General features: G+C 67.4%; 8 protein-coding genes. 4 read left to right on the forward strand and 4 right to left on the reverse strand.

The window, feature by feature from the left end:
• Window positions 1-239: 239 nt before the first annotated feature.
• The 3 genes from ACFX59_RS10390 to ACFX59_RS10400 all read right to left on the reverse strand — a co-directional run bounded on the left by ACFX59_RS10390 (window position 240) and on the right by ACFX59_RS10400 (window position 6,541).
• On the reverse strand, window positions 240-1,442 hold the full coding sequence (locus ACFX59_RS10390) for a M24 family metallopeptidase (protein ID WP_387432187.1): 1,203 nt from the start codon (window positions 1,440-1,442) through the stop codon (window positions 240-242).
• Between the two features lie 51 nt (window positions 1,443-1,493).
• Entirely contained in the window at window positions 1,494-4,823 is a 3,330-nt protein-coding gene (locus tag ACFX59_RS10395; protein ID WP_387432188.1) for a class I SAM-dependent DNA methyltransferase, read from the reverse strand.
• A 209-nt stretch (window positions 4,824-5,032) separates the two neighbouring features.
• Window positions 5,033-6,541, reverse strand: coding sequence for a S10 family peptidase (locus ACFX59_RS10400; RefSeq protein WP_387432190.1), 1,509 nt, complete (start codon window positions 6,539-6,541; stop codon window positions 5,033-5,035).
• 191 nt (window positions 6,542-6,732) lie between these two features.
• On the opposite strand from ACFX59_RS10400, the gene uvrA reads away from it, so the two are divergent.
• The 4 genes from uvrA to ACFX59_RS10420 all read left to right on the forward strand — a co-directional run bounded on the left by uvrA (window position 6,733) and on the right by ACFX59_RS10420 (window position 12,155).
• On the forward strand, window positions 6,733-9,633 hold the full coding sequence (uvrA, locus tag ACFX59_RS10405) for an excinuclease ABC subunit UvrA (RefSeq protein WP_309699169.1): 2,901 nt from the start codon (window positions 6,733-6,735) through the stop codon (window positions 9,631-9,633).
• A 461-nt stretch (window positions 9,634-10,094) separates the two neighbouring features.
• Complete coding sequence (locus ACFX59_RS10410) at window positions 10,095-10,505, forward strand: glycine zipper 2TM domain-containing protein (protein WP_307102929.1); 411 nt, start codon at window positions 10,095-10,097, stop codon at window positions 10,503-10,505.
• A gap of 115 nt (window positions 10,506-10,620) precedes the next feature.
• Window positions 10,621-11,691 carry a type I restriction endonuclease gene (locus ACFX59_RS10415; RefSeq protein ID WP_387432192.1) on the forward strand — a complete coding sequence of 357 codons (1,071 nt, stop codon included), beginning with the start codon at window positions 10,621-10,623 and terminating at the stop codon, window positions 11,689-11,691.
• Window positions 11,692-11,831: 140 nt separating this feature from the next.
• Window positions 11,832-12,155 carry a hypothetical protein gene (locus ACFX59_RS10420; protein ID WP_309692755.1) on the forward strand — a complete coding sequence of 108 codons (324 nt, stop codon included), beginning with the start codon at window positions 11,832-11,834 and terminating at the stop codon, window positions 12,153-12,155.
• Between the two features lie 37 nt (window positions 12,156-12,192).
• On the opposite strand, the gene ACFX59_RS10425 is transcribed toward ACFX59_RS10420, so the two are convergent.
• Window positions 12,193-13,158, reverse strand: a complete 966-nt coding sequence (locus ACFX59_RS10425) for a cell wall hydrolase (protein ID WP_387432193.1) — start codon at window positions 13,156-13,158, stop codon at window positions 12,193-12,195.
• Window positions 13,159-13,183: the final 25 nt, after the last annotated feature.

Here is a 13,183-nt window from a genome sequence, read left to right on the forward strand (position 1 = left end):
GGCGATTTTCACGCGAAGACGCGAGGACGCGAAGAAGAAGAGGTTCGCGCGGAGGCGCGGAGACGCGGAGGTGGAGGGACTCGCCGCGCCAGCGGCCCTCCAATCTCCACCCGTTGCTGATTCCAAAGCGCTGCCGCGCGGGCGACCATCTCCGCGCCTTCGCGTCTCCGCGCGAACAAAATCCTTCGCGTCTTCGCGCCTTCGCATGAACCAATCCCGGCCTCAGCCGGGCTCGCGCCTCACCCCAGATCGTCGATCGCGGGCTGCGGCTCGGTGAACCAGGCGGCGCCCGTCTCCGTGACATAGAAGTGATCCTCCAGCCGCACGCCGAAGCGATCCGGCACGACGATCATCGGCTCGTTCGAAAAGCACATGCCGGAGCTCAGCGGCGTCCGGTCGCCGCGCACCAGATAGGCGGGCTCGTGGATCGACAGGCCGATGCCGTGGCCCGTGCGGTGCGGCAGGCCGGGCAGGCGATAGTCGGGACCCAGCCCCGCGCGCTCCAGCACCGCGCGGGCGGCATAATCGACCGCCTCGCACGGCGCGCCCGGCCGGACGGCGGCGAAGGCGGCGGCCTGAGCCTCCTTCTCGATATCCCAGATGCGGCGGACGTCATCGCCGACATCGCCGAACGCATAGGTGCGGGTGATGTCGCTATGATAGCCATCGATCAGCGTGCCGGTATCGACCAGCACCACGTCGCCGTCGCGCAGCACGTCGTCCTGCGGCAGGCCATGCGGAAAGGCGGTCGAGCGGCCGAACTGCACCGCGCAGAAGTAATTGCCGGTCGATGCGCCCAGCGCGCGGTGCGCGGCGTCGATGAAGCGGATCACCTCCGACGCGCGAATGCCCTCGTGCAGGATGCGCGCGGCGCGGCGATGCACCTCCAGCGTCATGTCCATCGCCTGTTGCATCAGCGCGATCTCGGCGGACGACTTGATCATCCGACAGCCATCGACGACCGCCGCGCCGCTGACCAGCGCGACGCCGGGCGCGGCGGCGCGGATCCGCTCGACGAACAGGAACGCCATGGCGGGATCGATGGCGAGCGTCCTCGCCCCCATCGCCGCCAGCGCATCGGCGACCAGCGCGGAGGGGCTTTCATCCTCTTCCCACAAGCGGATGTCGGTGGCGGGGATGGCGAGGCTCGCCTCGAACGAGCCCAGCTCGAAGCCGGGGCAGATGAAGATCGGATCGCCCGCGACGGGAAGCAGCATCGCGACCAGCCGCTCGGTCGCGCCCCAGGCTACGCCGGTGAAATAGCGCAAGGACGCCCCCGCGCCGATCAGCAGCGCATCGGCCCCCGTCTCGGCCATCAGCGTGCGGGCGCGCGCGATCCGGCGGGCGCGTTCGGCGGCATCGATCGGCGGCGCGGGGTTGGCCCAGGGCGACAGCTCCGCCAGTTCGCGCTCCGCCGTCGATCCGCCGATCATCCCTGCCATGTCACTCGCTCCGTTTCGTATACGGTTGCGGCTCTAGCGTGGATCGGCGGCTCATGCCACCCGGCGCAGGCGATAGCCCTCCGGCCCCTGCGCGACATAGCCCAGCCGCACCGCGCCCTGAAGCGCGGCGACGACCGCGCGCTCGACCTGGCGGCCCTGCGCGAAATGCCGGGCGATGGCGGCGGCGGACAAGGGGCGGTCGGTGCCGAGCAGCGCGAAGACGCTGGCGATCCGCCCGCCGAGGTCGCGCGGAAAGCTGGGCTTGGCCGGGGCGGGCTCGGCGAGCGGCAGCGCCCGTTCGGTCGGGCCGAGCGGGGTCGCGCCCGCGCGGCGGCTCTGGAAGTCGGGGCGCAGCCACAGGACATGGCCGGCGCGCTCGTCCGCCCGGCGCTGCGCGTTGAGCGCGACCAGCCGCGCGACCATCTCCGCCGCCGGGATCGCGGCGGGCCAGCCATAGGCGGCGATGACGGCGGCATCGATCTGGTCGTGCAGTCGCGCGATCAGGTCGACCGATCCCCGGCGGCGAAGCGCTTCGTCCCCGGCGGTCAGCCTGTCCCCCGCGACCAGTCGGTGACGCAGATTGTACAGGCCGGTCAGGGTCAGGTCGGGCGTCTCGGCCAGGATTCGCTTGCGCGTGGCGTCGAGTTCCTCGGCGAGGTCGGCGATGACCCGGCGGGCGGGGTCGCTGGCATCGGGAAAGGGGAAGGGGTCGAAACATTGGCTTTTTGTGAAGCGGGGCCGATCCTCCAGCGTGCCCCCCATTACGTGGGACCATGCCAGGCTCGCCGAAGACGACAGGACGCCCAGATGGAAGGCATCCTCGGTGGCGACGCAGACCAGCATGTTGTCGGGCAGGGTGTCGGCGGGCAGGAACTGGAAGATGCGATGCTTGGCCGTCTCGACGGTCGCGATATAGCGCGACAGGCCGTCGAGCGCCGATCGGAGTTCGGATCGTGGCTTTCCCATGATCCACCATCGATCGAGATAGGCCGCAGCATCTACAGTGGGCGATTTGTGGAACTGGGCTTGTCGGGCCACTCGGACCGTGCGCAGCACATGGCCATAGACCTCGGGGAAACGCTGGCGCACCTCCGTTTCGGACAGGCCAAGCAGGTCGATCACCATGGCACCGCGCGTCCGCGCGGTCAGGTCGCGGCCGTGGCAATAGGGACGGATATGCCGTTCCAGCCCCTCGCGGCGGCCGAGCCCCAGCATTTCCGCCTCGGCCGGTGACACGATGAAGCCCGCACCATGGAGTTTCACGCCGGGCGAACACAGCCACTGGTTTGCGAGCAATGGCCGGGCCTGGGTCACGTCCGTTCCCACCGACAGGTCCGCATTGATCCGCCCGACCGTCTCGGCGAAGCGGATGTCAGGCGTGTCGCTGTCCAGCCCGCTCTCCCCGGCGATGCGCAGGCGTCGGCCGTCGACCGTGCCGCGCCCCATGACCGTCATCGCGATCCGCACCATCGCGGCATCGGGCGTCGCCTTGGTCCAGGGATGGTCGGGGATGGCCAGCAGGATCGACAGCGGCGGCGTACCCTCCAGCGCGCGGGCGATGACCCGGCGGCCGAAGGTCTGGGTGATCGAATTGGTCGTGACGAAGCCGAAGCGGATCAGCGGCGTATCCCGCGCCGTCAGCGCCTGCGCGGCGCGGTCCCACCAATAGAGGACGTAATCGGCGGCGCGCGGCATCTTGGGATAGGCGCGCCACAGCGCCTCCGCCATGCCCTCGGGCAAGCGCCCGCGCAGGTCCTTGCCGCCGATGAAGGGCGGGTTGCCGACGATGAACTCTGCCTCCGGCCAGGGCGTCCGCTGGCCCATGGGGGTGAGCAGCGCGTCGGCGGTGACGATCGACTGGACATCCTCCAGCACCGGGTCGGACACCTGCCCGCCATTGCGCAACTGCCAGCGTATATAGCCCAGCCACAGCACCAGCTGCGCGATGGCGGCGGCGCGGGCGTTGACCTCGATCCCGTGGAAATTGCGCGGGTGCACCGTCTCGGTATCCAGATGCAGTATCTCCTCGCCCGACAGCTCGGCCAGCACCTCCAGCACCTCGCCCTCCAGCCGCTTCATCAGCTCGAGCGTGACATAGAGGAAATTGCCGGTGCCGCAGGCGGGGTCCAGGACGCGGATCGCCGCCAGCCGCCGATGGAAATCGCGCACCCGCTGCACGGCGGCGCGGGGATTGTCGGCGCGTTCATTCTCCATCGCGCTCAGCACCTGCGCCCAGTCGTCGCGCAAGGGCGCGATGACGGTCGCGGTCACCAGCCGCTCGACATAGGCGCGCGGCGTGTAATGCGCGCCCAGCCGCCGCCGCTGCGCCGGATCGAGCGCCTGTTCGAGCAGCGTGCCGAAGATGGCGGGCTCGACATCGCGCCAGTCGCGCCTGGCGGCGGCGAGCAACTCGCCAATCTCCTCGCGGTTGAGCGGCAGGGCGTCGGCGGTGTGGAACAGCCCGCCATTGAACCGCCGCACCGCGCAGCGCAGCACATTGGCCTCGCCGCCCCGGTCCATCGAGTGCCACAGATCCTCGATCCACGGCACGAAGGCATCGGGCCGCTCGCGCGCGTCGGACAACAGGGTGACGAAACCCCCGGCGGGCAGCAGTCCGCTATGCTCGGCGAACATGGTGAACAGGCAGCGCATCAGGAACAGCGCCACCCCCTCCGGCTCATGCCCGCGCTCTTCCAGCAGCCTGGAGATGCTGGCCAGCCGCGTCGCCACGTCGCGGGTGACGGCGGCGGCATGGCGGGTCGGATCGAGCGAATGCGGCGCGTCCCAGATCGCCGCCAGCCGCTGGCGCACCTCCTCGCGGCGCAGATCGTCGAGCGCGATGCGGAAGCGGGCGCGGTCGGGGAATTGCTTGTAATGCTTTCCCTGACCCGAAAAGTCGGCGAACAGCTCGATCACCCGGCCGACATCGACCACGATCAGGAAGGGCGGCCAGCCATGATCGACGGGCAGCGCGCGGGCATATTGCTCGGCCTGTTCGCGCGCGCGGCGCATCAATATGTCCCATTGCCGCGACCGGGGCGCGGCGCCCGCCCCGTCGGGGAGCAGGCCGGGGAGCAGCGGGCCCTCGGCGGCGAGCGATTTCGCGCCCAGGCCCTCGCGGCTCTGCTTGGCCTCCAGCACGAAGCAGCCGCGCTTGTAGAGGTCGATCCGCCCGCGCCGGTCCTCGTCACCGGGCAGGACGACCGCGCGCTCGAAGACATAGTCGTTGCGCGCGCTGGTGGCATGGGCGGGCTCGGGCGGCGCGACGCCGAGGATCGCGCACAGCTCGGTCAGGAACAGCGCATAATTGGCGCGCTCCGCCCCGCCCTCGCACGCCTGCCAGCGCCGGATGAACGCCTCGATCGCCGCCGGGCTCGCCATAAGTTGAAATCCTCCCGATGGGGATCATCGGGAGGATTTCAAAAGGGCAAAGCAAAGTTGGAACCGGTTTCGCCCAATCCCTCGTTCCGTTCAGCCTGAGCGAAGTCGAAGGCCAAGGGAATCGGGAAACCGCCGGGCGTGCGCTTCGACTTCGCTCAGCGTGAACGGCCGTGGGGATTTGGGGTAAACATCCGGATCGGATGAAGACCTTATCCCCCGTACATCGCCATCGCATCGCGCCGGAACGCCGCGCCGCTGTCGGTACGGCTATAGAACATGTGCCCGCCCGGATAGACGTTCAGATGCACCCGCTGCGCCACGCCATAGCTCGGCATCTGGTCGACGATCAGCCGCGACGCGAAATAGGGGCAGGACAGGTCGTCCCAGCCATGGACGATCATCACCTTCATCTTGGGATCGTTGGCGATCGCCTTGCGCAGGTCGGTGACGGGGGTGTCGTCGGGCTTGCCGCGATCCCAGGCGCTGTTCACCTCATAGGACAGCGCATGATAGCGCGCATCGGTCTTCCAGCCCACTTCGCGCGTCACGAAATCGACCATCGCGCTGGTCGTCGGCGCGATCAGCGAGTCGAGCAGCGGGTCGTTGGAACGCTGCTGCGACGACCAGGGGAAGGGGTCGAAGGCGGTGACGTTCGAGTCGTAGATGCTGCCGATCGTCGAATCATTGCGGTGAATCTCGCGCAAGTACGTCCGCGTGTCGATCCGCCCGCCCAGCCGGCGGACCAGCGCGGGGTCGAGGCCGGTCAGCTCGGTCACGCGGCTGACCAGCCGGTCGACCGCCTGGGTGTCCGACCGCCCGCGCATCAGGTCGCGCAGGTAATCGCCGCGCGCATAGGCCTCGACGCCCGCCATCGCCTCGGGGGTTAGCTTGCCCTGCCGCTCCAGCTGGGCCGCCGCCATCGAGGGCAGGTCGATCATCCAGGGCAGCGGCGACAGCGCGGTGGCGTCGTCGCCCGAGGCGGGGTCGAGATAGGGCGACACCATCACCAGCCCGTTGACCCCGACGCCGATCTGCGACTGAAGCTCATAGGCGATGCGCGGCGCGCGATAGCCGCCATAGCTTTCGCCCATCACATATTTGGGCGAGCGCAAGCGCCCTTCCTTGACCAGCCAGTCATAGACGACCTTGGACAGATATTTGATGTCGGGATCGTTGGCGTAGAAGGCCTTCTTCGTCTCCGCCTCGTCGACCAGGCTGCGGCTGAAGCCCGTGCCGATGGGATCGATGAAGACCAGGTCGGTGAAGTCGAGCCAGCTATTGGGATTGTCGGTCGTGATCGGCGCGTCGGAGGGGGCATCGCCCTGCGCACCGAACGGCACCCGCTTCGGCCCCACCGCACCCATGTTGAGATAGACCGAGGAGGCACCCGGCCCGCCATTGAATGCGAAGGTCACCGGCCGCCGCACATCGCCGCCGGGCACGGTATAGGCGGTGTAGACGACCTGCCCGATCTCCTTGCCCTTGTCGTCGCGCACCGGAATCTTGCCGATCGTCGCCTTGTAGCTGACGACCCTGCCGCCGATCCGCGCGCTCTGGGTGATCGTCTTGTCGTCGGGCAGAGGCGGGCGCTTGGTCTCGTCGTCCTTCTTCTCGGTGGTCGTCGTCTTGGTTTCGGTCTTCTCCGCCTTTTGCGCGAGGGCGGGGGCCGTGCCGGCGGCGAGCAGCAACAGCGCGGACAGGTGCAGGGTCTTCGACAAAACGGAAGGTCTCCACGAACAGGATGTGATACTATATCACATGGAGCCACCGAGAAGTGCAATCCCCGCGCTCCGGGCGGGATCATGGGCGATTGCCGCACGTTACCGCAAGTCTCGGCTCTCGAAAGCGAAAGCCAGGCTTCCTATCTCGCCTCTGGCATTTTTCCTGGAACAGAAGTAGAACCCGCCCTATGCTGACCAAGATTTCCGTCCGCGGCGCGCGCGAGCACAATCTCAAGGATGTCGATATCGACATTCCCCGTGACACGCTGACGGTGATCACCGGCCTGTCGGGGTCGGGCAAATCCAGCTTGGCGTTCGACACCATCTATGCCGAGGGGCAGCGCCGCTATGTCGAGTCGCTGTCGGCCTATGCGCGCCAGTTCCTGGAGATGATGCAGAAGCCGGACGTCGACCATATAGAGGGGCTGTCGCCCGCCATCTCGATCGAGCAGAAGACGACCAGCCGCAATCCGCGCTCGACCGTGGCGACGGTCACCGAGATCTACGACTATATGCGCCTGCTCTGGGCGCGCGTCGGCATTCCCTACAGCCCCGCCACCGGCGAGCCGATCGCGGCGCAGACGGTCAGCCAGATGGTCGACCGGGTGATGACGTTGCCCGAGGGCACGCGCCTCTATCTGCTCGCGCCCGTGGTGCGCGGCCGCAAGGGCGAATATCGCAAGGAAATGGCCGAGTGGCAGAAGGCGGGCTTCACCCGCGTCCGCATCGACGGCCAGCTCTACGAGATCGACGAGGCGCCCGCGCTCGACAAGAAGTTCAAGCATGACATCGAGGTGGTGGTCGATCGCCTGGTGGTGCGCGAGGACATTGCGACCCGCCTGGCCGACAGTTTCGAGACCGCGCTGAAGCTGGCTGATGGCCTGGCCTATGTCGATCCCGCCGATCCGGTCGAGCCGCACACGCCCAAGTCGGCGGTGCTGGGCGACAATGCGCCTGATGGTCGCATCGTGTTCTCGGAGAAATTCGCCTGCCCGATCTCCGGCTTCACCATTTCCGAGATCGAACCGCGCCTTTTCTCGTTCAACGCGCCGCAGGGGGCGTGCCCGGCCTGTGACGGCCTGGGCGAAAAGCTGATCTTCGACGAGGATCTGGTCGTCCCCAATCACGAGTTGTCGATCAAGAAGGGCGCGGTCGTGCCCTGGGCCAAGTCCAACCCGCCCAGCCCCTATTATATGCAGGTGCTGGGCAGCCTGGCGCGTGAGTTCGGCTTCTCGCTGGAGACGCCGTGGAAGGACCTCGACCCCAAGGTGCAGGAGGTGATCCTGCACGGCACCAAGGGCAAGGCGGTCACGCTGACCTTCATCGACGGCAAGAAGTCCTATGACGTCAAGAAGCCGTTCGAGGGCGTGATCGGCAATCTCAACCGCCGGATGCTCCAGACCGAGAGCGCGTGGATGCGCGAGGAACTGTCCAACTATCAGTCGTCGCAGCCCTGCGAAGTCTGCCACGGCGCGCGGTTGAAGCCCGAGGCGCGGGCGGTCAAGGTCGCGATGCAGGACATCTCTTACGCGACCCGCCTGTCGGTGGTGGACGCGCTGGCCTTCTTCACCGGCCTGCCCGAACATCTGACCGACCAGCAGCGCGCCATCGCGCAGCCGATCCTGAAGGAGATCGTCGAGCGGCTGGGCTTCCTGAACAATGTCGGATTGGATTACCTGAATCTCGACCGGACCAGCGGAACGCTGTCGGGTGGCGAGAGCCAGCGGATTCGCCTCGCGTCGCAGATCGGTTCGGGCCTGTCGGGTGTGCTGTACGTGCTGGACGAGCCGTCGATCGGGCTTCACCAGCGCGACAACGACATGCTGCTGGCGACGCTGCGGCGGTTGCGCGACCTGGGCAACACCGTGCTGGTGGTCGAGCATGACGAGGATGCGATCCGCACCGCCGATTATGTCATCGACATGGGGCCGGGCGCTGGCGTGCATGGTGGCCAGATCGTCGCGCACGGCACGCTCAAGCAGTTGCTCAAGTCCAAGACCAGCGTCACCGCCGATTACCTCAACGGCACGCGCGAGATCGCGGTGCCCGCCAAGCGCCGCAAGGGCTCGGGCAAGAAGCTGACCGTGCACAAGGCGACCGCCAACAACCTCCAGGGCGTGACCGCGAGCATTCCGCTCGGCACCTTCACCTGCATCACCGGCGTGTCGGGCTCGGGCAAGTCGAGCTTCACCATCGACACGCTCTACGCCGCCGCCGCGCGCACGCTGAACGGCGCGCGCATCCTGGCGGGCAAGCATGAGAAGATCAGCGGGCTCGAGCATCTCGACAAGGTGATCGACATCGACCAGTCGCCGATCGGCCGCACGCCCCGGTCGAACCCGGCGACCTATACTGGCGCCTTCACCCAGATTCGCGACTGGTTCGCCGGGCTGCCCGAGGCGCAGGCGCGGGGCTACAAGCCCGGCCGTTTCAGCTTCAACGTCAAGGGCGGCCGGTGCGAGGCATGCCAGGGCGACGGCGTGCTCAAGATCGAGATGCACTTCCTGCCCGACGTCTATGTGACGTGCGACGTCTGCCACGGCGCGCGCTACAATCGCGAGACGCTGGAGGTGAAGTTCAAGGGCCACTCGATCGCCGATGTGCTCGACATGACCGTCGAGGACGCCGCCGAATTCTTCCAGGCGGTGCCGCCGATCCGCGACAAGATGGCGATGCTGGTCGAGGTCGGCCTAGGCTACGTCAAGGTCGGCCAGCAGGCGACGACCCTGTCGGGCGGCGAGGCGCAGCGGGTGAAGCTGGCCAAGGAATTGTCGCGCCGCGCGACCGGCAACACGCTCTATATCCTCGACGAGCCGACCACGGGGCTTCACTTCGAGGACGTCCGCAAATTGCTCGAAGTGCTCCATGCGCTGGTCGAACAGGGCAATACGGTGGTGGTGATCGAGCATAATCTCGACGTCATCAAGACCGCCGACTGGATCGTGGACCTAGGGCCGGAAGGCGGCGTCAAGGGCGGCGAGATCGTCGCGGTCGGCACGCCGGAGGTGGTTGCGGCCGAACCGCGCAGCTTCACGGGGAAGTATCTGAAGCCGCTGCTCGACAAGGGGCAGGCGCAGGCGGCGGAGTAGCGATCCTTCCCGGAATGGGGAGGGGAACCATGCCGGTATGGGGAAGGGGGCAGCCTGTCGTGTGCTCCTTTCCGCACCACCCCGGCGGAGGCCGGGGTCCAGTCGCGGCACGGGTAGGGCAACGCATCAATGTCCGCCCAACTGGATCCCGGCCTTCGCCGGGATGGTGGGGGGCGCTGATAGCGGCATGACTTGCTTGGACATCTCGTCCGGCAGGGGCGTCTTTGGGGCACTGGAGCGGGACGGGTTTTCCCTTGGCCTTCGACTTCGCTCAGGCTGAACGGAGTGTGGGGGATGGGAATGGCCTTGGCGACCCAAGCCGTTCGCACTGAGCGAAGTCGAAGTGCACGCCCCGACATCCCGCAAACAACCCCGCTCCCACACGGCAAAACCCATTTAACATATCGCAACTTTTGTCGCATCAAAGCGATTACCCCACATCACCCATAAGGGAGGATGTGATGCGTGCACTGACACTCGGCCTGGTTGCGGCCGCGACGCTGGTTTCCGGTTGTTCGACCTATGGCGGCGGGTTGGGCGGCGGCTATGGCGGCCCGCGCTACGCCTATGATTACGACCGGCCCGACCCGGCCTATGGCGGTTATTATGCCGACCGCTATTATGTCGACAACAGCCGCTATCGCGAACGCCGCCTGGGCGCCAACGACCGCGTCTATGTCGGTCAGGACGGTCGCTATTATTGCCGCCGCAACGACGGCACCACCGGCCTGATCGTCGGCGGCATCGCGGGCGGCGCGCTGGGCGCGGCGATCACCTCGGGCGGGTCGCAGACGCTGGGAACGCTGCTCGGTGCCGCTGGCGGCGCGCTGGCGGGCCGTGCGATCGAGCGCAACAATGTCCGCTGCCGCTGATCCCAAGCACTGATCGATCAAGGGCCGGTCGGTCGCCTCCGTTTCGGATGCGACTGGCCGGCCTTTTCGCACCCGCCTCGCCTACGCTGTCGCCGATCAAGGCATGGGGATGGCGATGGATTTGGCGACGAAGCTGGTCGAACTGGAAAAGCGGACCGCGCAGCACCGCGAATTGCTGCTGACCGAGGAAGCGGCCAAGACCGCGCTGGTCATGCCCTTCATCCAGGCGCTGGGCTATGACGTGTTCAAGCCGGCCGAGGTGATCCCGGAATTCACCGCGGACGTCGGTATCAAGAAGGGCGAGAAGGTCGATTACGCACTGGCGATCGACGGCAAGCTGGCCATCCTGATCGAGTGCAAGCCCTCCTCGATCGAACTCGACCTGAAACACGCCTCGCAACTCTATCGGTATTTCTCCACGACCGAGGCGCGGGTGGCGATCCTGACCAACGGGGTCGTCTATCAATTCTATTCCGACACCGAACAGCCCAACAAGATGGACGAAAAGCCGTTCTTCGTCTTCACGATGGACGGCATCCGGCGCACCGATCCGGCGATCCTGGAACGTTTCGCCAAGGCGTCGTTCGACATCGACCTGATCATTGCCGAGGCGGGGCGGCTGAAGCTCCAGTCGCTGCTGCGTATCGAACTGGAGAAGGAGTTCGCGCATCCCTCGGAGGATTTCGTGCGGATGATGATGGCACGCCTCTATAACGGCCGCGCCAATGCCGCGATGAAGGAGCAATATCACGCCGCGCTGACCAATTCGATCGCGACGCTGATCCGCGACCGGGTGAACGAGCGGCTGACCTCGGCGCTCAACGTCGCCAATCCGATCCCGGACATGATCGAGGAGGGCGCGTCGGATGATATGTCCGAGGGCTCGGGAATCATCACCACCGAGGACGAGATTGCGGGCTTTCGCATCGTCCAGGCGATCGCCGCGCGGCATGTCGACCCGGAGCGGGTGGTGATCCGCGACTCCAAATCCTATTGCGCGGTGCTGCTCGACGACAATAACCGCAAGTCGCTGGTCCGTCTGCACTTCAACAGCCCGACGACGCGCTATGTCGGCACCTTCGAGGGCAAGGTCGAGACACGCCATCCGGTCGCGGCGCTGACCGACATCTATCGGCTGGAAGAGGCGATCGTCGCGCGGATCCGTGAGCTGGCGGGCGCGGCCTGAGGTCAGCGAAGATGAACAAAGTCGAACGAATTGCGACACTTGGCGACATATTCGCGGGGTGGTTGCGATAGCTTTGGGATCAGCGCCACCCATATTGCGGATCGGGCCAGTATTCGCCCGCTTGTTATGGGAGTAACGCTATGAAAGCCATGATCCTCGCGACCCTGGGGTTCGCCACCATCGCGGTTCCGACCGTCGCCGATGCGCAGCGCTGGACCCCGATCGCCCAGCGTCAGGGCCAGCTTCAGGGGCGGATCGACCAGGGCATCCGTTCGGGTGCGCTCAACCGTCGCGAGGCGGATCGGCTGCGGGGCGAGCTTCGCCAGCTCGACCGTCTGGAAAATCGCTATCGCCGCTCGGGCGGGGGGCTGAGCATGTCGGAGCGCAACGATCTCGATCGTCGCTATGCGGTGCTCAGCCGCCAGGTCCGCTTCGAGAAGCATGACCGAAACCATCGCCGCTGATCGGTGAGCAAGACCGCGCCCGGCGCTTCGGGCGCGGTCAGTCGCGGGGCGGCAGCGGGCGGCCGCTGTCCTTCCACTTGTCGAGGATCTGCCCCGACGTCGCCAGCTGATCGCTGATGATCGTATCGCCAGTGGGCGCGGCCCTGGGCGGCTCGGTCGCTGGCCCGGGCGGCGTCGCGACCGGGCTCGCGGACGCCGGGAGCGGCGGCACGGCCATGGTCGGCGGCGCGACCGCCAGTTCGGCCGGGGCTTCGCCTCGCGCGGACGGCAGGACCGGTACGACCTCGCCCCCGGCATAGCTGCGGTTCATCGCCGCCGCCGTACCCCAATAGCCTTTCCACCGATGGAAGAGATGCGCGCCGACCATGTCGGTCATCACCATCGCGCGGTTCCAGCCGGGGGCGACCGCGAAGCTGTGATAATGGGTCGCCAGCCCGACCGGCGCGTAGACGCCGCCCGCCAGCGCCGCCGCCGCGATCCGCGCCGCGCGCGCCCAGCCCGCCACGGCGGGCGTCCGCGACAATGCTCCGTCGCAGACGAAGCTGAACTGGCAATGCGCCTGTTCCACCCCCTGATAGACGACGCCGCAGACGCTGGCTGGAAAGGCGGGATGACGCGCGCGGTTGAGCACGACCTGCGCCACCGCGCGCTGTCCATCGATGCTCTCGCCGCCCGCTTCGTAATAGATGGCGGCGGTCAGGCACTGCATCGCGCGGGCCCGGTCCACGACCGTCGCCCGGCCCCAGCGAAAGGGCTGGGCGCCGACCACGCCGCTGTCGGCTAGGACCGCGCCGGGCGGGATGGGCAGGCTAGGCAGCGCGACGGTGCCGGTGCTGCCGTCGGAGGCGGGGAGGGGGCGGGACGGCGCCGTGACGGGCGTGGGCGCGACCGGCGCGCGAGACGGCCGGGGCGGGGCCCCGTCCCCGCGTCGCCAGGCGGCCTGGGCGGCGAGCATCAGCCCCCCGGCCAGCATCAGGCCCAGCATGGCGAACCATGCCTGCACCAACCGCCTTACTGTCCGCCTCGCC

This window comes from Sphingomonas sp. NCPPB 2930 (assembly GCF_042867205.1).
In the GTDB taxonomy this organism is placed as follows: Bacteria; Pseudomonadota; Alphaproteobacteria; order Sphingomonadales; family Sphingomonadaceae; genus Sphingomonas.

Coding starts and splice junctions, on each gene's coding strand:
- ACFX59_RS10390 (WP_387432187.1), bottom strand. CDS start 1,442: ATGGCAGGGATGATCGGCGGATCGACGGCGGAGCGCGAACTGGCGGAG.
- ACFX59_RS10410 (WP_307102929.1), top strand. CDS start 10,095: ATGCGTGCACTGACACTCGGCCTGGTTGCGGCCGCGACGCTGGTTTCC.
- ACFX59_RS10415 (WP_387432192.1), top strand. CDS start 10,621: ATGGATTTGGCGACGAAGCTGGTCGAACTGGAAAAGCGGACCGCGCAG.
- uvrA (WP_309699169.1), top strand. CDS start 6,733: ATGCTGACCAAGATTTCCGTCCGCGGCGCGCGCGAGCACAATCTCAAG.
- ACFX59_RS10420 (WP_309692755.1), top strand. CDS start 11,832: ATGAAAGCCATGATCCTCGCGACCCTGGGGTTCGCCACCATCGCGGTT.
- ACFX59_RS10395 (WP_387432188.1), bottom strand. CDS start 4,823: ATGGCGAGCCCGGCGGCGATCGAGGCGTTCATCCGGCGCTGGCAGGCG.